Source organism: Paenarthrobacter sp. TA1.8 (assembly GCF_048595705.1).
GTDB classification, from domain to species: domain Bacteria; phylum Actinomycetota; class Actinomycetes; order Actinomycetales; family Micrococcaceae; genus Arthrobacter; species Arthrobacter nitroguajacolicus.
In genome coordinates, this window is the sequence record NZ_CP184287.1 from 475432 (window position 1) to 499893 (window position 24462).

General features: G+C 60.1%; 29 protein-coding genes. 20 read left to right on the forward strand and 9 right to left on the reverse strand.

Features of this window, described 5'->3' with window-relative positions; all coding sequences use genetic code 11:
• Positions 1-11 precede the first annotated feature (11 nt).
• From ACNAOT_RS02475 to ACNAOT_RS02485, 3 genes are read left to right on the forward strand one after another with little or no spacing between them, the layout of a single operon-like run.
• Positions 12-983: a carbohydrate ABC transporter permease gene (locus ACNAOT_RS02475; protein WP_420179897.1), complete on the forward strand. Its 972-nt coding sequence runs from the start codon at positions 12-14 to the stop codon at positions 981-983.
• A complete protein-coding gene (locus ACNAOT_RS02480; protein WP_017199573.1) occupies positions 977-1813 on the forward strand; it encodes a carbohydrate ABC transporter permease in 837 nt (278 codons plus the stop codon). Before ACNAOT_RS02475 ends, ACNAOT_RS02480 begins: the two co-directional genes overlap by 7 nt.
• A gap of 2 nt (positions 1814-1815) precedes the next feature.
• Positions 1816-2664, forward strand: a complete 849-nt coding sequence (locus tag ACNAOT_RS02485) for a sugar phosphate isomerase/epimerase family protein (protein ID WP_420179898.1) — start codon at positions 1816-1818, stop codon at positions 2662-2664.
• A gap of 100 nt (positions 2665-2764) precedes the next feature.
• Here the strand turns inward: ACNAOT_RS02485 and ACNAOT_RS02490 are convergent, their stop codons facing one another.
• Genes ACNAOT_RS02490 through ACNAOT_RS02500 form a run of 3 tightly spaced genes read right to left on the reverse strand, consistent with a single transcriptional unit; the run spans position 2765 to position 6098 of the window.
• Entirely contained in the window at positions 2765-4132 is a 1368-nt protein-coding gene (locus tag ACNAOT_RS02490) for an ABC transporter substrate-binding protein (RefSeq protein WP_420179899.1), read from the reverse strand.
• Positions 4133-4191: 59 nt separating this feature from the next.
• The gene (locus ACNAOT_RS02495) at positions 4192-5073 is read right to left on the reverse strand and encodes a carbohydrate ABC transporter permease (protein WP_091464863.1); all 882 of its coding nucleotides are present in this window, start codon (positions 5071-5073) and stop codon (positions 4192-4194) included.
• On the reverse strand, positions 5070-6098 hold the full coding sequence (locus tag ACNAOT_RS02500) for a carbohydrate ABC transporter permease (RefSeq protein ID WP_420179900.1): 1029 nt from the start codon (positions 6096-6098) through the stop codon (positions 5070-5072). Before ACNAOT_RS02500 ends, ACNAOT_RS02495 begins: the two co-directional genes overlap by 4 nt.
• Positions 6099-6570: 472 nt before the next feature.
• Here ACNAOT_RS02500 and ACNAOT_RS02505 point away from each other — a divergent pair, with 472 nt between their 5' ends.
• Both ACNAOT_RS02505 and ACNAOT_RS02510 read left to right on the forward strand, forming a co-directional pair.
• Complete coding sequence (locus tag ACNAOT_RS02505; protein WP_420181108.1) at positions 6571-7284, forward strand: MgtC/SapB family protein; 714 nt, start codon at positions 6571-6573, stop codon at positions 7282-7284.
• A gap of 9 nt (positions 7285-7293) precedes the next feature.
• Positions 7294-8121 (forward strand): glycerophosphodiester phosphodiesterase, encoded by an 828-nt coding sequence (locus tag ACNAOT_RS02510; protein WP_420179901.1) that lies wholly within the window; start codon positions 7294-7296, stop codon positions 8119-8121.
• A 26-nt stretch (positions 8122-8147) separates the two neighbouring features.
• On the opposite strand, the gene ACNAOT_RS02515 is transcribed toward ACNAOT_RS02510, so the two are convergent.
• Both ACNAOT_RS02515 and ACNAOT_RS02520 read right to left on the reverse strand, forming a co-directional pair.
• Entirely contained in the window at positions 8148-8873 is a 726-nt protein-coding gene (locus tag ACNAOT_RS02515; protein ID WP_420179902.1) for a PKD domain-containing protein, read from the reverse strand.
• Between the two features lie 218 nt (positions 8874-9091).
• Entirely contained in the window at positions 9092-9511 is a 420-nt protein-coding gene (locus ACNAOT_RS02520) for a DUF6318 family protein (RefSeq protein WP_420179903.1), read from the reverse strand.
• Between the two features lie 429 nt (positions 9512-9940).
• Here ACNAOT_RS02520 and ACNAOT_RS02525 point away from each other — a divergent pair, with 429 nt between their 5' ends.
• From ACNAOT_RS02525 to ACNAOT_RS02575, 11 genes are all read left to right on the forward strand, one after another.
• Positions 9941-10477, forward strand: a complete 537-nt coding sequence (locus ACNAOT_RS02525; protein ID WP_420179904.1) for a hypothetical protein — start codon at positions 9941-9943, stop codon at positions 10475-10477.
• A gap of 92 nt (positions 10478-10569) precedes the next feature.
• Positions 10570-11016 (forward strand): Asp23/Gls24 family envelope stress response protein, encoded by a 447-nt coding sequence (locus ACNAOT_RS02530; protein WP_420179905.1) that lies wholly within the window; start codon positions 10570-10572, stop codon positions 11014-11016.
• Positions 11013-11204: a DUF2273 domain-containing protein gene (locus ACNAOT_RS02535; RefSeq protein WP_026542624.1), complete on the forward strand. Its 192-nt coding sequence runs from the start codon at positions 11013-11015 to the stop codon at positions 11202-11204. The genes ACNAOT_RS02530 and ACNAOT_RS02535 overlap by 4 nt, the downstream gene beginning before the upstream one ends.
• Positions 11201-11581, forward strand: a complete 381-nt coding sequence (locus ACNAOT_RS02540) for a hypothetical protein (RefSeq protein ID WP_054808722.1) — start codon at positions 11201-11203, stop codon at positions 11579-11581. The genes ACNAOT_RS02535 and ACNAOT_RS02540 overlap by 4 nt, the downstream gene beginning before the upstream one ends.
• Positions 11578-12225, forward strand: coding sequence for a DUF6286 domain-containing protein (locus ACNAOT_RS02545; RefSeq protein WP_091464873.1), 648 nt, complete (start codon positions 11578-11580; stop codon positions 12223-12225). Before ACNAOT_RS02540 ends, ACNAOT_RS02545 begins: the two co-directional genes overlap by 4 nt.
• Entirely contained in the window at positions 12222-12833 is a 612-nt protein-coding gene (locus ACNAOT_RS02550; protein WP_420179906.1) for a hypothetical protein, read from the forward strand. Before ACNAOT_RS02545 ends, ACNAOT_RS02550 begins: the two co-directional genes overlap by 4 nt.
• A 121-nt stretch (positions 12834-12954) precedes the next feature.
• Positions 12955-13791 carry a DUF4397 domain-containing protein gene (locus ACNAOT_RS02555; protein WP_420179907.1) on the forward strand — a complete coding sequence of 279 codons (837 nt, stop codon included), beginning with the start codon at positions 12955-12957 and terminating at the stop codon, positions 13789-13791.
• A 124-nt stretch (positions 13792-13915) separates the two neighbouring features.
• Complete coding sequence (locus ACNAOT_RS02560; RefSeq protein WP_420179908.1) at positions 13916-14596, forward strand: class F sortase; 681 nt, start codon at positions 13916-13918, stop codon at positions 14594-14596.
• Between the two features lie 16 nt (positions 14597-14612).
• Positions 14613-15227: an RNA polymerase sigma factor gene (locus tag ACNAOT_RS02565; RefSeq protein WP_420181109.1), complete on the forward strand. Its 615-nt coding sequence runs from the start codon at positions 14613-14615 to the stop codon at positions 15225-15227.
• Positions 15214-16011 (forward strand): anti-sigma factor domain-containing protein, encoded by a 798-nt coding sequence (locus ACNAOT_RS02570; protein ID WP_420179909.1) that lies wholly within the window; start codon positions 15214-15216, stop codon positions 16009-16011. Before ACNAOT_RS02565 ends, ACNAOT_RS02570 begins: the two co-directional genes overlap by 14 nt.
• 96 nt (positions 16012-16107) lie before the next feature.
• The gene (locus tag ACNAOT_RS02575) at positions 16108-16818 is read left to right on the forward strand and encodes a DNA alkylation repair protein (RefSeq protein ID WP_420179910.1); all 711 of its coding nucleotides are present in this window, start codon (positions 16108-16110) and stop codon (positions 16816-16818) included.
• 13 nt (positions 16819-16831) lie between these two features.
• On the opposite strand, the gene ACNAOT_RS02580 is transcribed toward ACNAOT_RS02575, so the two are convergent.
• Positions 16832-17266 (reverse strand): helix-turn-helix domain-containing protein, encoded by a 435-nt coding sequence (locus ACNAOT_RS02580; protein ID WP_243836651.1) that lies wholly within the window; start codon positions 17264-17266, stop codon positions 16832-16834.
• Between the two features lie 218 nt (positions 17267-17484).
• Between ACNAOT_RS02580 and ACNAOT_RS02585 the strand changes: the two genes are divergently transcribed.
• From ACNAOT_RS02585 to ACNAOT_RS02600, 4 genes are all read left to right on the forward strand, one after another.
• Positions 17485-18831, forward strand: a complete 1347-nt coding sequence (locus tag ACNAOT_RS02585) for an ABC transporter substrate-binding protein (protein WP_420179911.1) — start codon at positions 17485-17487, stop codon at positions 18829-18831.
• A 96-nt stretch (positions 18832-18927) separates the two neighbouring features.
• Positions 18928-19893 carry a carbohydrate ABC transporter permease gene (locus ACNAOT_RS02590; RefSeq protein WP_091464888.1) on the forward strand — a complete coding sequence of 322 codons (966 nt, stop codon included), beginning with the start codon at positions 18928-18930 and terminating at the stop codon, positions 19891-19893.
• Positions 19890-20855 (forward strand): carbohydrate ABC transporter permease, encoded by a 966-nt coding sequence (locus ACNAOT_RS02595; RefSeq protein WP_091464890.1) that lies wholly within the window; start codon positions 19890-19892, stop codon positions 20853-20855. Before ACNAOT_RS02590 ends, ACNAOT_RS02595 begins: the two co-directional genes overlap by 4 nt.
• A gap of 113 nt (positions 20856-20968) precedes the next feature.
• Positions 20969-22018 carry a LacI family DNA-binding transcriptional regulator gene (locus ACNAOT_RS02600; protein ID WP_091464892.1) on the forward strand — a complete coding sequence of 350 codons (1050 nt, stop codon included), beginning with the start codon at positions 20969-20971 and terminating at the stop codon, positions 22016-22018.
• Positions 22019-22065: 47 nt separating this feature from the next.
• Here ACNAOT_RS02600 and ACNAOT_RS02605 read toward each other — a convergent pair whose 3' ends face one another.
• The 3 genes from ACNAOT_RS02605 to ACNAOT_RS02615 form a co-directional block, all read right to left on the reverse strand.
• On the reverse strand, positions 22066-22953 hold the full coding sequence (locus ACNAOT_RS02605) for a hypothetical protein (RefSeq protein WP_091464893.1): 888 nt from the start codon (positions 22951-22953) through the stop codon (positions 22066-22068).
• 48 nt (positions 22954-23001) lie between these two features.
• A complete protein-coding gene (locus tag ACNAOT_RS02610) occupies positions 23002-23808 on the reverse strand; it encodes an exodeoxyribonuclease III (RefSeq protein ID WP_178993588.1) in 807 nt (268 codons plus the stop codon).
• A gap of 85 nt (positions 23809-23893) precedes the next feature.
• Positions 23894-24460, reverse strand: coding sequence for an HdeD family acid-resistance protein (locus ACNAOT_RS02615; RefSeq protein ID WP_178993590.1), 567 nt, complete (start codon positions 24458-24460; stop codon positions 23894-23896).
• Positions 24461-24462 lie beyond the last annotated feature (2 nt).

Sequence of the window (24462 nt, forward strand, 5' to 3'; positions counted from 1 at the left end):
CAGGCGAAGCCATGACCGTTTCCGATACTGCCTGGAAGCCGGCGGCCCCGCCACCGGCGCCCGTTTCCACTAAGTCCCCGAAAGACCGGGCTGCCAAGTCTGCCCGAACACGTCGCTGGCGCAACGTTGTGTGGGTGCTGCCGGCTGTCCTGCTGCTGGGTGTGTTCGCCTACCTGCCCTTGGTGCAGAACCTTGGCTTCAGTTTCCTCAAGTGGGATATCTACAGTGGCCGCCAAACCTTTGTGGGAGCGGACAATTACGTCCGCATGTTCAACGACCCCATCTTCTGGAAGTCACTCCTTAACAACACGCTCTACGCGATCATCTCCATCGCATTCCAGGTATTCGGGGCGATGATCCTCGCTGCGATGATCGAGGGACTACGAAGCCAACGCTGGAGGGGAATCCTTCGAGCCGTCTACTTTGTACCCTCCGCGATCTCTCTGACAGTTGCTGGTCTCTTGTTCTACTTCATCTACGAACCCGAGATGGGCATTCTGAACGCGTCCTTGGACTTCCTGGGCCTCGAAAACTTCACTCAGGCATGGCTGGGCCAGGAAAACACGGCGATCTTTGCCATCATCGCCATGAGCCAGTGGCAAGGCTTCGGGTACTGCACGCTTCTCTTCTCGGTGGCACTCCAGCGGATCCCCTCCGAACTGTATGAAGCAGCGTCCATCGACGGCGTTGGTCCCTTCCAGCGATTCTTTTCGATTTCTTTGCCGCTCGTCAGGGAAATGACCGGCCTCATGATGATTGTCACGGTGTCCGGAGCCTTCCAAGTGTTCAACGAGGTCATGGTGATGACCAGCGGAGGACCGAACAATTCCAGCCAGGTCCTCGGCACCTGGCTCTACAGAAGCGGATTCGTTCGCAACGACTTTGGCTACGCGGCCGCCGTCGCCACTGCTGTCTTCATCATCACGCTGGTCCTGGCCGTCATTCAGCTTCGTATCTCCAAGAAAAGGAGGGTCCAATGGTGACGCGCTCAGCTGTACTGCTGGTACTCGGACGGGTCCTGATCAAAGCGTTCCTGGTTGCCCTCGCCGTCGTCGTTATTTATCCGTTGGTCTGGATGATGCTGAACGGCGTCAAGTCCAACTCCGAGCTGTTCTCCAATCCCTTCGCCCTGCCCATTGCCTGGAAATGGGATAACTACGTCACTGCATGGAATCGGGGAGTGGGTGACTACCTGACTACCAGCGTTTTGGTCACGGTTGCTTCCACCGTTGCGACTGTATTCATCAGTGCTTGGGCAGCCTATGGACTGACCAGGGTGAACATCCCCTTTAACAGGGTGGTGCTCGTCCTCATCCTTGGCGGCCTCATGCTTGCTCCCACGGTTGCCCTGATCCCGCTGGTCAAGATGTTCCAAAGCTTGGGTCTCTACAACAATCTCTGGGCATTGCTGATTCTGTACACGGCGTTCCGTGTTCCGTTCACAACGTTCCTTATCCGGGCTTACATGATGGACCTGCCCGCAGAGGTGGATGAGGCAGCATCAGTGGACGGCGCTTCCAAAGCCCGGGCGTTCTGGCAGGTCATCTTGCCCATGTGCAAGCCGATCCTGGTTTCGACTGTCCTCCTCAACATCCTGTTTACGTGGAACGAGTACCTGTTTGCCATGGTCTTCACCAGCGGGGGAGCGTTGCAAACCCTGCCGGTTGGGCTGACGAATCTTATGTCCAAGCACGGCACGGACTACCCCGTGGTGTTCGCGGGCATGGCCATCGCCGCAATCCCAGTGATTGTGCTCTTCTTCGCCGGGCAGCGGTACTTTATCCGTGGACTTGCCGATGGAGTTGGTAAGTAGCCATGAGCAAACTGGGCTTGGATCAGGTCAGCGGCTCAAACTTTGCCTACCAGCACCACACGCTTGAGCGCTGCCTCGATGACATGGCAGAACTGGGAAGGACAAAGGTGGAGCTGTGGGGTATCGCCCCGCACCTTCACATTCCCCAAGCTGACTCAGCACATCTGCGCGAGGTGAAAGGGCAATTGCTGGAGCGGGGGCTGGCGGTGTCCTGCCTTACCCCGGAGCAGGTTGCTTATCCCGTCAATATTGCTTCGGGGGAAGAATGGCTTCGAGATCAAAGCCTGCAATTCTTCTTACGTGCGGCGGAGGTATGCAGCGAGCTGGAGTCTCCGCTTTTGTTCCTGACTGCGGGACGAGGCTACGAGGACGAACCAGTTGAGGGCGCTTGGGTGCGTTCCGTGGAAGGCCTCCAAACCATCACTCGGCGGGCTGCCGAACTTGGTGTAGCTTGCGTCCTTGAGCCTCTTCAACGTGTCGAGTCGAACCTCGTCACTGACGTCGGCTCGCTTCGTTCAATGCTCGACGACGTCGGATCCTCAACTTTGGGGGTGGTGATTGACACTGTTGCCCTGGCAGCAGCGGGAGAAAGCATCAGCGACTATTCAAAGGCTTTCGGCGAGGGCATCCGACACGTTCACCTGGTTGACGGCGCTCCCACTGGACACCTGGCTTGGGGCGACGGTTTTCTGGATCTGGATGAGATTCTGCGCGAACTCAGCCAGCTGGACTACAGCGGAGCCCTAACGTTTGAACTCTTTGGCGACGGCTCCTACGCCTTGAATCCCCGCGCTGCTGTAACGCAATGCCTCGACGCTGTTGAGGTTTGCTTGGCGCAGATGGCGGCTTAACCGGCTAGAGTGCCGGGGCAAGGGATTGGGGTTCTCCTTCCGCCAAGCGAGCGTCGCACACCCTAGGGGCGGCGACGCTCGCGCGGTACATCACGCGATGCTAAGCCTTTAGTTTGGGCTTCACATCCTTGTTGTAGATACCTTCCAACGTTCCTCTGAGCTCAGTGAGAGTCGATTTCACATCCGCTTTTTCGTTCATGATTTTGGTAGCAGCCTTGGCCAACTCCTGGTCTCCGCCGGGGAGGAACGTTCGCGCGAAGTCCTGGGTCCTGGTTACCTTGAGCTGGTCCACCACGGTTTGGAACTCCGGTGTCTGAGCAACAATCGCCGAAATATCTGCTGCTGCAGCCACCGGAAGGTATCCGGTAGCTGCAGACAAAGCCGTTGTGCTGTGCGCGTTGGTCACAAAGGTCACAAATTTGGCGGCTGCCAGCTGACGTTCCGGAGAAGTCTTGCTGGCCACCACCAAGCCTGAGCCGCCGGTTGGGCAAACTTGCGTACTCGCGGCGGAGCCTCCCGGCAAGAATCCGACGCCGATCCTCATGTTTGCTTCCTTCGCCGCCTTTAAGGTGGCAGCCAGGTCTGCGGACGAGCTGATGGTGGCACTTACCGCCCCTGCCTGCAGATCCGTGATGGCGTTCTTGGACGAGACTCCCGCCCAGCCATGTTTCACAATGGAATCCTGCACCCACTGCATTGCAGCGGTGGAAGCCCCAGAATCAGCCGTAATGTCCCATTCCTTTGACCAACTGCCGCCTTGTCCCCAGAGAACGTTCTGCAGGGTCCACCCGGCATAACCCGCGATCGCCGGGTATTGATAGGCATTCTGGTATCCGGAACCCGCCGAATTTGCCTCCTTTATCCTGGGCGCCCACTCTGCGAACTCCTCCCAGGTTGCCGGTGCGCGTTCAGGAACGCCGGCAGCCTTGAAGTGGTCCTTGTTGAAGTAGAACAACGGCGTGGAGCGGGCATACGGGACGGCCCATTGCTGGTTAGCGTGTTTGTAATCGCCGATCAGGCCGGGGTTGTAGTCGGAAGTGCTCACACCGACGGCTTTCAGGAGATCGTCAATTGGCAGGATGGCCCCCGAGACGGCGTACCGGAACCACCACACGTCAGAAGCGACAACGACGTCCGGTACTTCACTGCCTGCCTGGGCGGTTTGGAACTTTTGTGCCACTTCCTCGTAGTTTGAGCCGCCCGTGATGAGGTTGACGGTGATACCCGGGTTTGCTGACTGGAAGGCTTCAATCAGCTTCATTTCCGTGTCCCGGGATTTCCCTGGGTGGCTGGACATAAAGCTAATACTTGAGGCCGGCTTGATCTTGGACCATTCGTCCGGGGCGAGAGTCTTGAGCGCCGTGCCGGCACCGTCGGTGGAGGGGCCTGCGCACGCTGCCATAGCGGCGGCGCCGATAGTGGCTCCGGCCAAACCGAGGAAGTGCTTTCGGGTAAGTGATATCGACATGGAAAAGCTGCCTTTCTAGTGGTCGAAGTGCATTGAGCAGAACTTCGAAGTGGTGGGCTTCAGCCTGTGACTGAGCCTTGAGTGAGGCCGGAGACGATGTAACGCTGCAATGCAGCAAAGATGACCAGAATCGGCAGGAGAACGATCACGGCGCCGGCCATGAGCATGCCCCAGTTCTGCGTGCTGCCATCACTATTGACCAGCTGCGTCAGCCCGACGGGAAGGGTCATCATGTCCGGATGGTCCGTGACGATGAGCGGCCAGATGTACTCGTTCCACTCGGAAACGATTGTTACCAAAGCAACGGTCGCGATGCTTGGCACCGACACGGGCACAACAATCTTCCAGAGCTTTCGCCAGTGTCCCGCGCCGTCGATTTCCGCTGACTCCATGATTGCCTGCGGCAGGGTAAGGAAGTGCTGCCGCAGGAGGAAGGTGCCGAAGGCGGTTCCCAGGCCGGGAAGGATGATCCCCCAATAGGTATTCAGGCCTCCCATTCCAGCTATCAACACATAGTTGGGAAGAACCGAAACCTGCGGTGGGACCATCAGCGCCACCAGGATCAGCAGGAAAATGACCCTCTTGAACGGGAATCGGACAAAGACCAGGGCATAGGCCGTAAATACGGCCAGGATGCATTTGATCGTGGACCCAACAACGGTAACGATGACGCTGTTGAGGAAGAACCGGGCGAACGGCACGGTGGACGCTGCGTCCGCATAATTCTGCAAGTTCGGGTCTTTTGGGAGCAGGGTCAGGTTTGTTGTGACAATTTCCCCTGGTGCCTTCAATGACGACAGCATCATCCACAGGAGAGGAACGAAAACGACGAGCGTTGCCAGAATGAGCGGAACGTAACCTCCCGCGATGGTCCTGCCCAAGTTTTGCCAGGAGAGCGGACGGTCGCGGGTGGGAGGAGCTTCAGTGGTATCGGTGCTCATGAGTAGTGAACCTTTCGCTCCACAAACCGCAACTGCACGGCTGTCATGATGAGCAGGCCCACGAACAAAACAACGGAGATAGCCGCCGAGTATCCCGCCCGGTTGTAGGAACCGAACGCTTGAAGGTAGGAATCGAAGATCAAAGTGCTGGTTCCGTTGCCTGACGGAGTCATGATCCGAATGATGTCGAACGCCTGCAGGGAGCTTAGTAATGAGGTGATCAGGAGGAAGAACGTGGTGGGGGACAGCAGGGGAACCACAATCGACACGAAGCGCCGGACATTGCTGGCACCGTCCAAGGCCGCTGCTTCCATGAGCTGCGGGGGAATGGACTGCAGGCCGGCCAGATAGACCACAGCGCAGTAGCCGAGGTTTTTCCAGACATAGACGATGGTGACCATGACAAGAGCAAGCTTCGGATCATTTACCCATTGCGGACTTGCCTGCCCCACACCGCGAAGGATCCAGGAAAGGACGCCGTACGTCGGATCGAAGATGAACAGCCATACCAAGCCGACGCCCACACCTGAAAGGACGTAGGGGGCGAAGACCACAGCCCTTGCAAAGGTCCTGCCCTTGAGTCTCTGATTCAGCGCAAGCGCCACCAGAAGACCCAGAATCATGGCGCCACCAACAGTCGTGATGGTAAATACGGCGGTGACGCCCAAGACGCTTGAAGCATCCGGAGACGTGAAGAACTCCACGTAGTTGCCTAAACCCACCGCAGTGGCACTGGCGGACCCTAGGGTCCAGTCCAGAGTGGAGTAGTAGATGTTCGTGATGAGCGGACGGTAAGTGAATAGAAGGATGAGCAGGACATTGGGTGCCGCAAATGCAGCAAATACCCAGGCGTCCCTTTGCGTTCTTCGATTCCAGCGTCGCCTCTTGATGCCGGCTATTGGCGGTCTGGTGACCGACCCCCGGCTTGATTCAGCACCGTGGCTTTCCGGGTGAACCCGTTCATGCATTCCACCCGGCGCCGTAGAGGCGGCGGCCGGTGCGCCATGTGTGTTTGATCTGCCCATAGAGAACCCTCACGTTGACCCCCTCGTCATCGCTGTCCGGGCGATTTAGCACTTGCTGAAAAGCGTTTGTTTCACATTTGACCTGACAACCTAACCTCAAGTCATTTCTCAACCTACACACTTCCGAGAGCTATCACAAGACTCATTTTCGGAATTGTGGATATCGCCTTTTCCGTTGCCAGCGTGGGGTTTTTGCCCTCGTGGGAGCGCTGAAAATAGCATGTAGCTACATTCTGACAAAGCTTTGGTGAAGATCTGCACAAACGTGCAGATCCATTGACTGGAACGTCCACACATTGGAAGCATTGCAGCCAGACCGGCTCACGCCGCGTTTACTTTTCGAACAGCTTCTGCCTGGAACATCCGCTATCGGACTGGGTCTTCCACTTGGACTACAGAAGAAGGGGGTCTTACCGAGTAACAGGAACAGGAGCATCAAGTGATCTTCAGCGCTGATACGCAGTGGTGGCATATGTGCTTGGCTTTGGCCGTGGCGCTTGTATTGTCGACAGCCATCGGATTTGAACGTCAAAGCAAAAACAAGTCGGCGGGTATGCGAACACACGCCATGGTGGGTTTGGGTGCGGCGCTGTTCATGGTGGTCAGCAAATACGGGTTCAGTGATGTGCTGGCGGTGGATTTGGTGAGGCTGGATCCCTCCCGCCTGGCCGCACAGGTAGTGTCCGGCATAGGTTTCATCGGGGCTGGGCTTGTATTCGTGAGGCGAAATCAGGTGCGGGGCCTCACCACGGCCGCCTCCGTTTGGGTGACTGCAGCTGTCGGAACTGCCGCGGGAGCTGGCTTGGTGTTGCCCGCAGTGTTCGTTACTGCAGCCCATTTTGTCATCGTCTACGTCTACCCTGTGGTGACCGGGAAACTTCGCTTCGGCTTTCCGAGCCAGTGGCTGCTCAGAGTTAGCTACGTGGATGGGGTCGGCGCCCTGAGGGATGTTCTCCATACATGTACCGAGCAAGGATTTCGCGTTCAGGGCTTTGCCACCATGCGGGGTTCGGGAGAATCCAAGGGCGTGATGGACCGATTGATGCAAGGCTCGGAAACCGCTGTGGCTGATCTCGTTGAAATTGAGCTGGAAATTGAAGGAACCATGGCTGCATCGGACATCGTTGCCAGGCTCTCCCAGCTCTCCACTGTTACTGAAGTTTCCGTCGTTGACGAAGCCGAGTAGGGAGCACAAGTGATTGAGATTCAAGGACATCGGGGCGTATTGGCCGATCGTCATGGCAACACCCTGGCGAGCTTCGTCGAGGCGCTCCGCCTTGGCGTCGACGCCATTGAAGTGGACGTCTGGCTCACTTCTGATGGCCAGCTTGCGCTGCGCCACGATGCGGTTATCGATGATAGGGACATCAGGCTTGAGAAGCTTCGTGAAGCCAAAGTAGAGAAGCACCTCGCGACGACAACCGACGTCGATATCGAAACCCGTGTGCCATCACTTTCTGAAACCTTGGCTCTTCTGCGTTTTGCCAATGCCAGTGGCGTCATTTTGGATATTGAGGTCAAAACTGAGGGGGCAGCTTGGGACGAGTACGGTCTTGGGATTGTGACGGCGCTGTCCAAGGTCTTGGCGGCTCATCAAGATGAACAAGCTTTGCGGGTCAGGAGCTTTGATCCCCAAATCATCAAGGCTATGTCCGGCGTCTTGCCGGGAGTCCCTTTGGTCGCGCTCAGCAGGGCAACCCCGTCCCGGTCTCCCGGACTCTACCCGTCGACTGCTCAAGACCTGGTGGACGCGGCCTTGGCCACCGGAGCGTCCGCCGTTGCGCCAGCCGTTGGAATGCTCGACGCCGGTTTGGTCGCCATAGCGCATGCCGCCGGACTGAAGGTGTTTCCGTGGACATTGGAGACAGGCGAAGAGATTAGCGCAGCAGCCGCTCTTGGCGTGGATGGAATATGTGTGAATGACGTCGCCATGGCCCGGCGAGCTTTGACTGAGCTGGGCAAACCGCTTCCACCAGCCCGCCCGATATCGCTGCCTCTTCTGCACCCCGCTACCTCCGCTTGAGCGGGAAGGAACCGCTGGGCTCAATGTCACTGTATTCCTGTGCCGGGGCAGCCCCAGGAGTTGGGGTTTTCCTGGCAGGTGTCGGCGACGAGTGCTTTTTCTGATTTCCAGACTTGGATGGTTTTGGCGGGTGTGGTGATGTCCAGGGTTCCGTTGATGGGTAGTGGTGGTCCGTTGTTGACGGAGTAGGTGCCGGTGAAGCTGGTGGTGAGGGTGGCTTGGTAGTTGCCGGTGTCTGTGTAGGTGTGGCTGGTGCGTGTCTCGTTGTTGAGCCATTCGGCTTCGGGGATGGAGTATCCGGCGGCGGGTGTTGGTCCGAGGACGGTGCCGTCGCCGAAGGTGTAGGTGTAGTTGGCGGGTGTGGCGGTCAGGTGGACTGTTTGGCCGAGGATGGTGACGTCGAAGCCCTGTTCGCCGGTGGTGGCGTAGAAGTTGGTGGGTCCGCCTTTGAGGGTGTGGGGGAAGGGCTGGGCTTCGAGGTTTCCCGGGTTGACGGGAAGTTGTCGGAAGTCGGTGAGGATCCTCGCGGCGATGTTGGCCAGGACGTTCTCGGGCTCGGCGTCATAGAGGCATGTGGGCCCGCTGACCGGGATCCAGTCTGTCCAACCGGGGTTGGTGATCGCCTTTGGTGCCTCCTTCCAAATGACTGGGGTGCCTTCTTCACCTGCGGGCGTGGTGGCCGGGCAGTTTAGAGCGTCGCAGCCCGGGTCCTTGGTGTCGGGTCCGTCGGCACGGCAGTGGGTATCAGCCAAGTACTGATTTGGATCCTCGGACTCGGGTGAGGTGCCGGATTTCGGTTCAGATTTACCTGTCTCTGGATTGAATACGAAAGTAGCTCCAACCTCTATCTGTCGTCCATGCCGATCAGCGCTGACGCGAGTGTCGTCGGCTTTCGCGGCGGCCGGTGCGAATGCGATGGGCAACAAAGCGAGAAGCAGGATGCCAAAACGAGGAATAAGATGCCGCACGGCTAGCCCACGATCGTTCCATAGTCGGTGACCTTCCAAGCGTTACCTAGATATTTAGCGAAGACGGCGTCGGCCGTATTGGTGGCGGCGGAGTCCTCCTGGCCTTTGGCGCCACCAGCATCGAAGTACTGGATTGCTTCCTGGATCACCTGCACCCTGGCTGAATAGGTCGTACTCTCCGAATCATCCCAGGCGACCTCAATTACTGGGGTTGTCAGCCTGCCGCCAGCCATCCATCTGCCGTCGATGTGATTGAGATTCACGGACTTTTCGTGGGCGACCGCTACTGGAATCGTTGTATCGGTAATTTTCTCCCATGCAGCAAGATCGCCGGTTTCAATCGCGTAAGAGTATGTGGCGTACCAGTACCCGATAAACGCCTCCAGCCCCGCCTTTGAGTTCTCCTTTGCCAGTTCGGGCATGACAGGCACGGGCACGTTCTGTGCTTTCCCTTGTGCATCAGCTGGCCTGTAAACGGCGGGCGTTGGCGGAGTAGCCGAAGCCTCGGGAACTGAAGCGCTCGAGGCTGGCGGCGCCGTCGTCGTGCTTGTTTCCGTAGGTGAGCTGCTGGGTGTGGCGCCGCCCTGGCAGCCGCTCAAGAGCATCGCAAGAGCGAGAGCCAAAACCGCTGGACGGGCGCGAACAAAAGATGAAGACATGAACGAGTGGCGTGGCATGACAGGCTCCCCAGCAGCTGTTTTGGTGGTGTGTCGGCCAGTCTAGGTGGGTCGAACAACCGCGTCCCAGTCAGGAATTCGGGGTTGTGGATAACCCGCCTATGGTCTCCGAATGTTCCCGGGCGTATTCTTGCCTCGCCGGCTTGTCATCGCATGCATCTTATTGGGGGAACCATGGTCACGATCGAACGCCCACACCTGTCCACGTCCGGGCGCCTGCTATCGGCTGCCCTGTTGATTGTCATGCTGACGCTCAGCGCCTGCTCTTTCCCGACGCCTGTTGCGCAGTCCACGCCCAGTGCGGCGTCGTCGTCGGAAGCGCCTGCCGCGGATATGGGCGCAAGCGCGAATCCTGACGCAACCGCGAGCCCCAATGCAAGCACGAGCCCCGATGCGCCCACGGGAACCGGTGGTGTCTACGGCGAGTTCGGTTCTATGTCTGAGGCCTGTCTTTCGGTAAGCGCCACCATGCTGAGCGTCACCATCCTTCCGCTTGCGGCAATGGCTGGAGGCACGCCCGAGGACATCGAGAAGGCCAAACAGGAGTTGTCCCAAATGGAGGGCAAAGTGCCGGAAGAACTGAAGCCGGCCTTCGAGAAACTTCGGGCCTTCACGGAGGCTGCGGGCTCGGACTTCAGCAAATACGGCGACGGGCAGTTTGAAGAACTGATGAAGCCCATCCAGGACTGGACCGAGAAGAACTGTAAGTAGCCGCCACCGGGCACGCTCCCTTCTCTCCGACGCTTCTCCCAAAGCGTCGGAGCTAGACGCTAGGGTGGTACTCAAGAGAAGGGGAGTGCTCCGTGGAAGACCAGAACGTGCAGCTTGATCCCGTGCCTGGGGGCGAAATCCTTGGTACCGGACGCACCATCATTTCCGAGGCGGCCGTCGCCAAAGTAGCGGGTATCGCTGCCCGCACAGTGCCCGGCGTCTACTCCTTGGGCTCGGCTCCGTCCCGCGCACTGGGTGCCATTCGCGACGCCGTCGGCAGCTCGGACCACGCAGCAGGCGTCCGCGCCGAGGTGGGGGAGACCCAAGTGGCCGTGGACATCACGTTGGTTGCACTCTACGGTCACCCTTTGCACGGCATCGCCAACCAGGTCCGGGCTGCGGTCTACCGGGCTGTGGAGGAACTGGTTGGCCTTCAGGTGATTGAGGTCAACATCGAGATCACTGATGTCTTCATTGCGCCGCCGGCCAAACCCTCGGGTAGCAAGACAGTGGTAGTGGAAAGGGAGGTTCTCCAATGAGCATGACCGTGGTGGGAATCGCTATCGGCGCTTTCGTGGCTTTCATGTCCTTCTCGTTCGGACTATGGGGCTTCCTGATCTCCCTGCTGTTCATGGGCATCGGCGCGCTGCTTGGCCGCGCGGCTGACGGCAAGCTGGATCTCCGCAGTGTGCTGGACGCCATTACGGGCCGGCGCTCTTCGTCATGAGCGTGGCTGAGGCTGTGGACTACACCACCAGCCTGGCCGGCCATAACCGGATCAGTACCCAGGCATTGACATCGTTGGCTCGGGCCGCTGCAGCGGAGGCGCTCGGCGTTGAGGCCCACGACATCCGAGCTGATTGGGCGGACGACGACGGACTGTTGGCTTTGTCCATCGTGGCACCTATCAGCGTCCCGGCTTTGACCGAGGTGTTGCGTGATCCGCAGCGTGTCCAAGGATTTGGAGGGTCCATCTGGGATCGTGCCGTGGCGGCCAAGGCTTTTGTTCTTGAAACGGTGACGCGGCTTAGCGGCTCCCAACTCAGCAGGGTGGATATCAGGATCAGTGGAGCGCACGTCACTGAGGGAGGCCGCGTCCAGTGACCCAGGATCAGGAAACACAACAATTGAAGTCAATGGACCCGAACGCGGGAGCCAGCCCGGTTGCCGGGGAAGACCCCGGGATGAGCCGTATCCTGCGCCGTGAGACGCATTCGTCCCGCGCTGGAGCGTCTGTTATTGCGGCCGTCCTGGTCATTGTTCTGTGTGTCTACGCACTGCTCGAAGCAGGTGTCCGCGCCATCGGGCAGCCACCTTGGCTGATCGATCCCACCACTGCCGCGGAGCGCATCATCGCACTCCCGGAAGGCATCTCACCCCTGCTGCTCGGTGCGAGTGGTGCCGTCATCGCCATGGTTGGGCTCTTCTTCCTCCTCCATGCTGTTCTGCCGGGCCGGCGCGCCCGCCACTTGCTCCGGGACCCGCGTACCGCCGTCGTGGTTGATGACGAAGTCCTGGCCTCTGCGTTGGCGCGTCGTGCACGAACTGCCGCGAACGTCACCCAGGAACAAGTCATGGTGGTTGTCTCGCGACAGATGGTTGTGGTGAACGTGCGGCCAACCTCGGGCAGCCGGGTCAGCGAAGAAGCCGTGCTTACTGCTGTGCAGGCTGAACTTGAAGAAATGTCGCCGGTGCCCATGCCTGTTGTCAAGGTGAACCTGGCGTCGTCGGGGGTGATCGGGGCGTGAACGGAACACCGCGGGCGCTCAACCGTGTACTGCTCTTCATTATCGGTGTGAAACTGCTGGCCGTCGGCCTGCTTCTCCTGCTGTTGGCCACCGTCCCGGCAGTGGCCACGTGGTGGCATGGTTGGTCGGCTTCTGTTTGGGCGGGCGCCGAAAATGCCTTCAGGCAAACGCACCTCCCAGGACGTGAAGAGAGCTGGCTGTGGATCGTGGCAGGCCTCATCCTGGTGGCCATCATCATCGCGATGATCGCTTGGTTGTCGCAGCAAGGCAAGGGCAGGGCCAACCTTCTGGTGGCCAGCGACGACGACAGCGACGTGGACGGTGAAGTCCGGATCGGCGGGGGCGTCGCCGAACAGGTGCTACGGGCCGCCTTATCTGAACGGACGGACTTGGCTGGTGCATCGGTGGCGACCCTGGAGGTAAAGGGCAAACCGGGCCTACGTATTCGTATCCAACCGAGGCAAGGAGTAGCGCCTCATATCCTCGCGGCTGAAGTGTCTCAGCTCGTTGAAGCGCTGGACCTCGTGATCGGACAGAAGACCCCGGTGCTTGTCCACATGGTTTCCGGTGCCCGATCCAGGTTTACCAAAGCCGAAAGGGTCCGCTGACAAGGCCCACACAGAGAAACATCCACAAAAATACAGCGCATCCGCATCCATAGCCTGCCTTGTGTCGGTAGTAGGGGTATCAGCAAAATCCCCGCACGTCGGGCCGATTGAGGAGAAGGATATGCGCAGCAGAATACTTACGGCAGGAGCAGGAGCCAGCGTCGCAGCACTGGCAGCAGCAATCGTCTTGGCTGTCCCCGCACAGGCGGCGGAGGGTGACGCGCACCTGTCCGTACTGCACGGAGTGCCTGGGTTAACCGTTGACGTCTGGGTCAACGGAGCACGAACCCTGGACGACTTCGCTCCCGGCACTCTGGCCGGGCCGTTGGCACTTCCGCCCGGTGCCTACGATCTGGCCATTACCGCCTCGGACGCCGCGGATGCCTCTGCCCCTGTTATCGGGCCAGTGACGGTGACCTTGGCAGCGAACGGCAACTACACCGCCGTCGCCAACCTTGATGCGGCCGGGAAGCCAACCGCGAACTTCTTCACGAACGACGTCTCGCGCATCGATGCCGGCAAGGGCAAGCTGACGGTCCGGCACACGGCCGCGGCGCCAGCTGTGGATGTGCTTGCCGGCGGCACAGCCGTGGTGACCAACCTGGCCAACCCCAATGAGCAAACGCTCACCCTTGACCCGGGTACGATTTCGGCCGCAGTGGCCGCGGCGGGTACGACAGCACCTGTCATTGGCCCGGCCGATGTGACGGTGGCCGAAGGCACGCACACCATCGTCTATGCGTGGGGAAACCTGACTGACAAGAACCTTCAGCTAGCGGTGCAGACCATTGACGGGCTGCATTCGGCTCCCGGATCGGTACCAGGCGCCCTGGACGGCTCATCGGGCAGTGTCCCGACAGAACAGATGGTTCTGGGCGGCGGACTCGCGGCGGCAACGTTGCTGCTGATCGTCGTGGGGCTTGGAAAGGTTCGCACGTCCGCCGCAAGGAAGTCCTAAGGCCAAGGCAACAGCATGACATAAGAGCGGAACAGATCCTGGTCGTCCGATAACGACGGCCAGGACCCCGCATCAATCACGGCAGCCGGAACATCCTGCCGTAGACCGCCAGGAAACAACCGTTATGACACCAAGTAAGCCAAGCCGAAGCCGCCAGATGGCGGCGCTCGCCGGGATGGCAGTGCTCGTTCTGACGGCATGCGGAACCGCGACACCGTCGAGGGCCGGTAGTTCTTCCAGTGAGGCAAGCGGCCCGAACCCCAGTGAGCAGCAGACACAACCGTCGCTGCCCCCTGCCGAGCCTTCCCGACCACCTGCCGAAGTCTCGCAGAAGGGCACAACTCCCATGCAGCCCGCAGCGGCTCCCCCTCCTGTGTCGCTCAAGGTGGCCGGAACGTCAATTGACATGGCCGTTATCCCCGTGGGGGTCGCGCGCGGTGGGGCTATGGAGATACCGGAGACCTTCTACCAGGCCGGATGGTACCGATTCGGATCCGCCCCTGGAGCCGCGGAAGGCACAGCTGTCCTGGCCGGACACATCGACACCACCTCTGACCAAGCGCCGTTTTCCCAGCTGAAATCCTTGCCGGCCGGAACCTTGATAACCGTAGGGCGGGAGGGTGCTCCCGCACTCAACTATCGGGTTGTCTCCGTCACGCTGATGGCCAAGGACGCCTTTGACGGCGACTCGCTGTTCCGCCGGACCGGACCGCACGAACTCAAGGTGGTCACCTGCGGCGGCAGATGGCTGGACGAACGAATGGACTACAGCGACAATGTGATTGTCACCGCGGTCCTTGAATAAGCACCCCAACCCGGCCGTGGTCCTCGTCGCTGACGCCGGGAAGGAGTCTCCTTTGGTATCCCCAAACGAGGTTTCTTCCGAGTGGGACGATACGTTGACCGCCTCGTTCATGGCGGGGGATGAATCGGCACTTGTGGCTGCTTACAGGCAGTTTGCCCCGCTGGTTCACACGCTCGCTTTGAGGTCCTTGAGGGACCGTGCCGCGGCCGACGACGTCACCCAAGAGGTGTTTATCCGGGTGTGGCGTTCACGGGACACCTTCAACCCCGAGGTCGCGCGCCTGCCGGCATGGATAGTGGGCATTGCACGCCACGTCATTGCGGACGCCCACTCAGCGTCGAACCGGGAAGTTCGTAGAGTCCTTGCCGTCGCCCAGGTCCAAGACACCGGCGACGGAGGCCCTACGGAGGGAACTGTCGAGGTGCTGGCCGACAGGTTGCTCCTGGACGGCGAACTCGACCGGCTTGGTGAACCGCAGGGTGCCATCATGAAATTGGCATTCTACGAAGACCTGACGCATGAGCAGATTTCCCGCAGGCTTGAACTACCGCTTGGTACCGTCAAGAGCCACATTCGGCGCAGCTTGATCCACCTAAGAAGCAGACTGGAGGTTGACCATGCCGCACCTTGATCCGGAAGAGTTGAGCCTCCTGGCGCTATACGGTGACTGGCTCGATGAGGAGGGCCGGCAGCACCTTAGCGGCTGCGATGCCTGCTCGGCGGAGTACGCCGCATTGCGCCGCGCCGTTGACGCCATGAAAACCACGCCGGACAGCAGCACCCTTGAGGTGCCCGGGGCCAGCGTGTGGAGTGGTATTCATCGGGAACTGGGTTTGTCGGACGCAATCCGGGAAGACCCCTTGGGCTCCGCAGCGGGTCCTGCAACAGGAACTGAAACCAGCAAGCCCGGCCTTAGCGGTCCAACCGAACCCGAACCAGAGCAACCAGCAGCACCACCCGCGGACATACGTTCCGTCAAGAAACGTCCCCAAGGCTGGCAACGCCGCGGGACCTGGCTGGCGGTCGCCGCAGCAGGTGCCTTGGTCATCGCCGGTGCAACCCTATGGAACATCAACCAGGCGGCAACGCCGTTGGCACGAGCAGAGTTGTCGCCACTTGCCCAGCACACTGCAACAGGATCGGCGACAGTCCTCGAGTCCCCTGATGGAACGCGAACCCTGGAAGTGAAACTGAGCAAAGAAGAAGCACAGGGCTACCAGGAGGTCTGGCTTATTGGCACGGACCTCACACGGCTGATCAGTCTGGGAATCATGAAGTCGGACTCAGGTACCTTCCCGCTTCCGGCGGACCTGAATCTGGCCGATTTCCCCATCGTCGACGTTTCGGATGAACCACTGGACGGAAATCCCGGCCACTCCAGCGTCAGCATCGTCAGGGGCTCGCTCACTTCCTGAGGGCCCTTCACTGGTGTGAATCGCATTGGCGTGGGCTGCCCTGGCGCTCTCAGTTGCGGGTAGCCTGAATCCCATACCGAAGGACAGGAGGCCCCAGTGGCTGGAACAACAGTGGCTTCAACATCTGCGCCTGACAATTCTCTGCTCGAGACCACCGTGGCCGGGCTTATGGCGGAACTGGCGGCACTGGAAGAACCCCGCGCCCGCGAGGTGAATGAGAAGCATGGTGATGACCATGGGGTAAACCTCAGCAAACTGCGGGCCGTCGCGAAGCGGCTGAAGACCCAGCAGGATCTCTCGCGGGAGCTCTGGGACACGGGTGACACCGCCGCCAGGTTGCTGGCACTCCTGATCTGCCGACCTAAGGCTTTTGAGCGGGCCGAATTGGACAGCATGCTGCGCGAAGCTCGGACTCCCAAAGTGCAGGACTGGCTGGTGAACTACGTCGTCAAGAAAAGCCCGCACTCTGAAGATTTGCGGGTGGCATGGTTCTCCGACCCCGATCCCGTGGTGGCAAGTGCCGGCTGGGCGCTGACCTCCGAACGAGTTGTTAAGAGGCCCGAAGGCCTGAACCTCGTGCAACTGCTCGATGTTATCGAGGCAGACATGAAGGGCGCTCCCGACCGCCTCCAATGGGCCATGAACCATTGTCTGGCCCAGATCGGGATTGAGTTCCCGGAGCACCGGGCCAGGGCCTTGGACATCGGGGAGCGCTTGGAGGTGCTGAAGGACTATCCAACGCCCCCTAATTGCACCTCGCCGTTCGCGCCGGCCTGGATCAATGAGATGGTGCGGCGCAAAGGCTGACCATCCGCGAGGCTTAGCCCCTGTTCCGGTGCATCATCCGGTAGGTGAGCTCCGCAAGGAGCTCTTCGTCGGAGAGGTGCGAGGCCCGGGCTACGGGAGCGCTCGGAACGGAAACGCGGGGAGGTCCGGGGCGTGATTCCTCACCTGAGCGCATGTCATCAGGGGTGATCATGTCCGGTGCGAAGTTCGACTTACCTTTCAGGACCTCCGATACGGATCCTGCCCTCCAGCCCAAGGCGTGCTCAAGCTTGCGTTGGTTGATCTCCTGCGTCCGGCGGGTCCCGGATTCCAGTGTTCGGACTGTCTTGATGGCAGTACCAGCCTGCTTGGCCAGCTGAACCTGGCTCAGGCCTTGGGCCAGTCGTTCTTCTTTGATCAGGCGGCCGATAGTCTGCAGCGCTTCAAGTTCATCCACGATTCCCAGTTTTCCATAGGCAATAGTAGGCAATCAAATCAGGGTGCGGAATGGTGGGGCAGGGAGCCCTTCCGCCACTGCCTGTTCGAGCACCCGAGGGGCGCCTCTGCGCAGATAAGCGAAGGCTACTTGGTATCAATGCGGTTACTTTATGTGTAAGCGCTTGCATTGCGTTGCGGATCATGGCTAGTGTGAGCGTCACCACATCAATTGCGCCGCCGAATCTTTGTACTCAGCGAGGAGTCTTTAGCATGAAGAAAACCAAGTACCTGCTACCGGTCGCAGCCGCCGGTGTTCTGGCACTTACCCTTTCCGCCTGTAGCGGAGATGGTGGCGGTGGAGGATCCACCGCCGGATCGGATGATTGCTCCGCCTACGAAAGCTATGGCAAGCATGACGGCAAGACCGTCTCCGTCTACTCGACGATCGTCGATATCGAAGCCACCAACCTCGAAGAATCCTGGAAGCAGTTCGAAGACTGCACAGGGATCACCATCAAGTACGAGGGCAGCAAGGAATTCGAAACTCAGATTGGCGTGCGTGCCCAGTCCGGCACCGCCCCTGATGTGGCGATCTTCCCGCAGCCCGGCCTTCTTGCCACCCAGGCACGGGCAGGCTACTTGAAGCCCGCTCCGAAGACCGTCTCTGATCTTGTGGATAAGAACTGGTCCCCGGACTGGAAGAAGTACGGCACCGTGGACGGTACGTACTACGCCGCTCCGATGCTTGCGAACGTCAAGGGCTTTGTTTGGTACGCGCCCAAGACCTTCAAGGACAAGGGCTGGGAAGTTCCCAAGACGTGGGACGAAATGATCGAACTGTCCAAGAAGATCGCCGCGGATGACCCGAACATGAAGCCTTGGTGCGCCGGCTTCGAATCCGGTGAGGCAACCGGCTGGCCCGGCACGGACTGGATCGAAGACGTGGTCCTGCGCGCCCACGGACCCGAGGTCTACGACCAGTGGGTAGCTCACCAGATCCCGTTCAACGACCCCAAGATTGTTGACTCCTTCAACAAGGCCGGCGACATCCTGCTCAACCCGGACATGGTGAACGGTGGCTTCGGTGACGTTCGCACTATCCTGAGCACCGGTTTCGCACAGGCTGGCCAGCCCGTTCTGGATGGCACTTGCGCCATGCACCACCAAGCCAACTTCCAGGCAGCCAACTGGCCTGCAGGAACCAACGTTGCTGAAGATGGCGACGTATGGGCCTTCATGACCCCGCCGATTGACGAAAGCAAGGGCAAGGCGGTCACTGGTGGCGGCGAGATGGTAGGCGCCTACAAGGACACCGCTGAGGTTCAGTCGTTCCTGGCTTACCTGGCCAGCGCCGACTTCGCCAACAACCGCGTCAAGCTTGGCGGCGTAGTCAGTGCAAACAAGGGCTTGGACCCCAACAACGCACAGTCGAACCTGGACAAGCTGACCGTTCAGATCCTCCAGGACCCTGACACCGTCTTCCGTTTCGATGGTTCGGACCTTATGCCGAGTGCAGTTGGTTCCAACTCCTTCTGGAAGGGAATCGTGCAGTGGATCAACGGCACGTCCTCGCAGGATGTTGCCAACAGCATCGAATCCAGCTGGCCTAAGAGCTAACTCCCAAAGTGCTGCCTCCCCTGACTGGAACTCCCAGCCGGGGAGGCAGTGCTTTTCCCGGAACTTAGTGATTCACTCACGCCCCGGAGGTTGGGTATGGAATTTATTGGAGAAAAACTCCTACAAGTAGTGATAGCCCTGGCGATATTCGCCGCAGTCATCGGCCTCATCATGCTGCTGGTGGACAGGGCACCCAAATCGGTCAAGGACAAAGTAACCGTTGCGGGCTTCCTTGCCCCCGCGGCCATCCTGATGCTGGTGGGCCTGGTTTATCCGGCCATCCGCACGTCAATGTTGGCCTTCACGGATGCCAGTGGCAATGGCAATGGTCTTGACAACTTTGTATGGATGTTCACGCAGCCCGAGGCTCTGACCACGCTGCGGAACACCGTGATTTGGACCGTCCTGGTTCCCCTGCTGTCTACGGGCTTCGGACTCGCCTACGCCGTATTTATTGACAAGGCCCGCGGCGAAAAAGTACTCAAGTCGCTCGTCTTTATGCCAATGGCTATCTCCTTTGTGGGAGCCGGCATCATCTGGAAGCTCGTCTACGACTACCGCGGTCCGAACATCGAACAAACCGGTGTGATTAACTTCTTCCTCGTCGCCTTGGGGATGGAACCCAAACAGTTCCTCCTTGATGCACCGGGAAACACCATGTTCCTCATCATTGTGATGGTCTGGATTCAGACCGGCTTCGCAATGGTGATCCTGTCGGCAGCCATCAAGGGAGTGCCGGTGGAACTCACCGAGGCAGCCCGCCTGGATGGTGCCAACGCCTGGCAGCAGTTCCGTAACGTCACGATCCCGGGTATCCGTGGAGCTCTGGTGGTTGTCCTGACCACCATTACGATTGCCACGCTCAAGGTCTTCGACATTGTGAGAACCATGACCGCCGGAAACTACGACACCTCGGTAGTTGCCAACGAAATGTACACTCAGGCCTTCCGGGCCGGCGAGCCGGGACGCGGTGCGGCTTTGGCCTTGATCCTGTTCCTGATGGTGCTGCCCATCGTTGTGTACAACGCACGAGTCCTTCGTAAGCAAAGGGAGATCCATTGACAGCCACGCCAGCCCCGAAAGAGGCCTCGAAGGGCGCCACCCGGCAGCGTCCTGGATCCGATCCCACCGAGGACGCCCAGCCGATGATGCGGCGGGTGAAGACCAAGCTCACGTCCAAGTGGGCAACAGCGGCAGCGATCATTATCGCCGTCGTATGGTCTGTGCCGACGTTCGGTCTCTTTGTTACCTCTTTCCGTCCCGCCGCCAAGCAGGTTGGCCCCCGCTCCGACGGTTGGTGGAATGCGTTCACTGACTGGCAGTTCACGTTCAAGAACTATACGGACGTCCTGGTCCCGGCGGGGTCGCAATCTGCCAACCTTTCCCAGTACTTCGTCAACTCCATAGCGATCGTCATCCCGGTCACCATCTTCGTGCTGGTGCTGGCGTCCATGGCCGCATACGTCTTCGCATGGGGGAAGTTCAAGGGGCGCGACGCACTCTTCATCTTCGTCTTCGCACTGCAGATCATCCCCCTGCAGATGGCGCTGATTCCGCTTCTGCAGTTCTTTACGCAGACTTTGCAGCTCCCCGCGGGTTCGTACGCGCAGTTGTGGATCGCCCACACCATGTTCGGCCTTCCGCTGGGCATCTTCCTGCTCCACAACTTCATCTCGGAAATTCCCGGTGAAGTCATCGAAGCAGCAAGGGTGGACGGTGCCGGACACAGCACCATCTTCTGGCGGATTATCCTGCCGCTCTCCGTCCCGGCATTGGCATCACTGGCTATCTTCCAGTTCCTCTGGGTCTGGAACGACCTGCTGGTGGCCTTGGTGTTCTCCGGCGGAACGGCGGACGTGGCTCCGATTACGCAGCGTTTGGCGGAGCTCTCAGGTACCCGTGGTGCCAGGGACTACCTGAACCCGGCAGCAGCCTTCGTCTCCATCATCATCCCGCTCCTGGTGTTCTTCGGATTGCAGCGCTACTTCGTGCGCGGCCTGCTGTCCGGCGGCCTCAAGGGCTAGGAACTGCGCCCTCGGTTACGCAGCGCATTACATCGCTGCGTAACCGAGGGCGGCAAAGCACAAGTCCACATTTAAGGTGAAGGCGGAGCAACGGCGGCCGGAGAGGGGAGCCTGTGTCAAAAACAACGGGTAGGTCCCAACGCGGCGGCCATACCGGCGTCAGTATTGAGGACGTCGCCGCAGCTGCCGGAGTTTCCACGGCGACAGTTTCCAGGGCGGTCCGGGGACTGCCCCGGGTATCGCCCGCGACCCGGGAAAAGATCCTCGAAGTCGCCAGTTCTTTGGGTTATGTGGCGTCGTCGTCGGCGTCGGGCCTGGCGACGGGCCGTACGCGCACCATCGGCGTGCTGGCACCTTTCGTCAGCCGCTGGTTCTTCTCCAAGGCCATTGAAGGCGCGGATCGGGAACTGCATTCACGCAAGTACAACCTTTCCCTGTTCAACCTGGGCGGCCACGGCAGCAACCGTGAGCGGCTCTTCAGTTCCACCATGGTCTACAAGCAGATCGACGCCCTGCTGGTGTTGTGCATGTCTTTGACCGAGGAAGAGCTGGAACACCTCCACAAGATCGATATCCCGCTGGTTGTGGTGGGTGGCCACGTGGAGGATTGCGCATACATCGGCATCAATGATTACGACGCCGCGTCCACCGCCGTGCGGCATCTGCTGGACCTGGGCCACAAAGACATCGCCCTGCTCCATGGCGACGACGAAACGGACCTGAACTTCGACGTTCCCCGCGTGCGTATCCGCGCCTTCCAGGAAGTTATGACCGACGCCGGCCTGGAAGTCCGCCCGGAGTGGGACCAGTGGGGGGATTTCACGGTAGCCAGCGGGCAGCAGGCTTTCAATCGTCTCTGGAGTCAGCCCGGCCGCAAGCCAACGGCCATTTTCTGTTCCTCGGACGAGATGGCGATGGGTGTCATTTTCGAAGCAGCCCGCCACGGTGTCCGGGTACCGGAGGACCTCTCGGTCATCGGGATCGACGACCACGACTTCTCGTCGTCCATCGGGCTCACCACCGTCGGGCAGCGTCCAGACAACCAGGCCGAGCTCGCCACCAAGATGCTGCTGGATGAACTGGACGGCAACCCGGGAGCAGTGCATTCAGAGGTGGCCCCCCACAAACTGATCGTGCGCGAGACAACGGCCCCGCCAAGCTAGCGCCAGAGCCAAGCTAGCGCCGAAGCCAAGCTAGCGTCAGAGCCAAGCTAGGAAGCGCGCGCCAACTGCCGGATGGGAATCCACCGCGAGGCGAGCCGACGGTAGGCGGCGGCCGCACCTGTCATGTCGCCTTCAGCCAGGCACTCGATCCCCAACCGAACATCCATGGGGGACTCGTCCGGATACACCTTGTCAGCTACGGCACCGTAATCGAGCTCCACCATGGACTGGACGTGGAAAAGTTCCAGCCATTCCGTGAGCTGTGTCAGGTCATCCAGCATGTCCAAATCCGGTGCTGCCAACGCCAGGTGGGCAACGGCGAACCGTGCCCGGTCCAGGGCCTCAGTCAGGGGTGTCCATACCCGGACGGTCAGGATGCGCCCTTCGGATTCCACTACGTCCTTGCGGTCGGACTCGTTGAAAAGCGAGAACCAACTGAATGGGATTCCCCATGTTGAGGCACGGGTATGCACGCGTTTGGCGGCCTCCCCGGCGTTGATGCGATCGATCCTTGCCTGGTGCTTGTCGCGCTGCGAGACCGGAATGAGGAGGTCGGCCAGGGGACTGTGCACGCCGTCCATGAGCGCGTTGGCCGCTAAGCCAGCCCTAATCACCAGCTGGCTGGGGCAGTAAAGCAGCCGCCCGGCGTCGTTATCTTCTTTCCCGGACACCGCGGCGTGACGCCCGCTGGGCACGCGCGTCATCCGGACCAGGTCCGTGCGGCCCGTGGGGAAAGGATCGCCGCCGGAGCGCGTGATGCGTCCCAGCGAGGCCTGGAGTTCCGCATTTTCGACGGCGGCCCGGGATCCGTTCTTGCTGCCCTCCGCAACGAGTTGGCGCTGCTGTTCAGGCGGGAACGCGTCCAGGGGCTCGTAAATGCGCAGCGACGAAGAGAACGGCAGACCTGCCTGGCCCCGATACAGGTTTCCAGTCATGTCAGCCGCCCCTTTCGTTAGTGACCTTGTACTTGGTCTGCGAGGTACTTAGTCTGCGATTTCCACGATGACGGGAGCGTGGTCCGATGCACCCTTGCCCTTGCGCTCTTCGCGGTCGATGGAGGCTCCGGTGACGCGTGACGCCAACGCCGGGGAGGCCAGGCAGAAGTCGATGCGCATGCCTTCCTTCTTGGGGAAGCGCAGTTGCGTGTAGTCCCAGTAGGTGTACACGCCGGGGCCCGGAGTGTACGGACGGACGACGTCGGTGAACCCTGCGGTTTCGAAGGCGTGGAAGGCGGCGCGCTCGGGTTCGCTGACGTGGGTGTAATTGTTGTTGCGGAAGAGCTCGATGTCCCACACGTCGTCGTCGAACGGGGCGATGTTCCAGTCACCCATGAGCGCGATCTGCGCGGTGGGATCGGACTTCACCCATTCGGCCGCGTGGCCCTGCAGAACGTCAAGCCACTTGATCTTGTACGGCATGTGTTCGTCGTCCAGCGAGCGGCCGTTGGGAACGTAGAGGCTCCAGATGCGGATGCCGCCGCAGGTGGCTGCGATGGCGCGGGCTTCCTGCGCGGGATCCTTACCTGCCTTGCCGAACGCAGGCTGGTCCAGGAAGGTTCGCTGCACGTCCTCCAGGCCCACCCGGGAAGCGATGGCAACACCGTTCCACTGGTTGACGCCAAAGTGCGCAACCTCGTAACCCATGCGCTCGAAGAGCTCCCACGGGAAGTTCTCGTCCTTGCACTTGGTCTCCTGGATGGCCAGGACATCACAGTCGCTGCGCTCAAGCCAGGCTTCTACGCGGTCGGCACGGGCGCGGAGGGAGTTCACATTCCAGGTTGCTATCTTCACAGCCACTAACTTACCGAACTTGGCGCTCAGCGCATCCCCTGCTGCCCTTTTTGCCGTTCACAACCGGCGCAGAACCAGCGTGCAACTAGCGCGCGAACAGCGGCGGTGAACTGGCCAGCTTGCGGAGCCCGATGCCCGAGGCGATGAGGAGCAACCCTGTCAGGATCGCGAACCCGGCCAGCATCCACACCAGGCTCAGGAAGCCCAGCCCCGGGTTGAAAAGGACAACGATCCCAAACACAGTGGTGACGAGTCCCGTCAGGAACCAGAGGCCCCAGCTCCGGATGAAGCTCCTGGCAGCCAGCGCCAGGATGATTTGCGAGAGACCCAGGACCAGGGCCCACAATCCGATGAGGACGCCAATTGCTGCTGCCGTTATTCCCGGCAACGCAATTGCCACGATGCCGGCTGCGATGGAGATAAGGCCACCCACTACAGTCCAGCGGGAACGGCCCGCGGGATCGTAGAAATAATGCGCCACGCTGGTAATGCCGTCAATGATTGCGAAAATGCCGAACATGACAACTACCACCAAGGCAGTAGCGCTCGGTAAAACAGTGATCAATAGACCAAAAACTATGGAAAGGACTCCCCGGACCAGCAAAGCAGTTCCCGGGTTTTTGAACATTTTGCGATCCGCTACGTCCGACATAC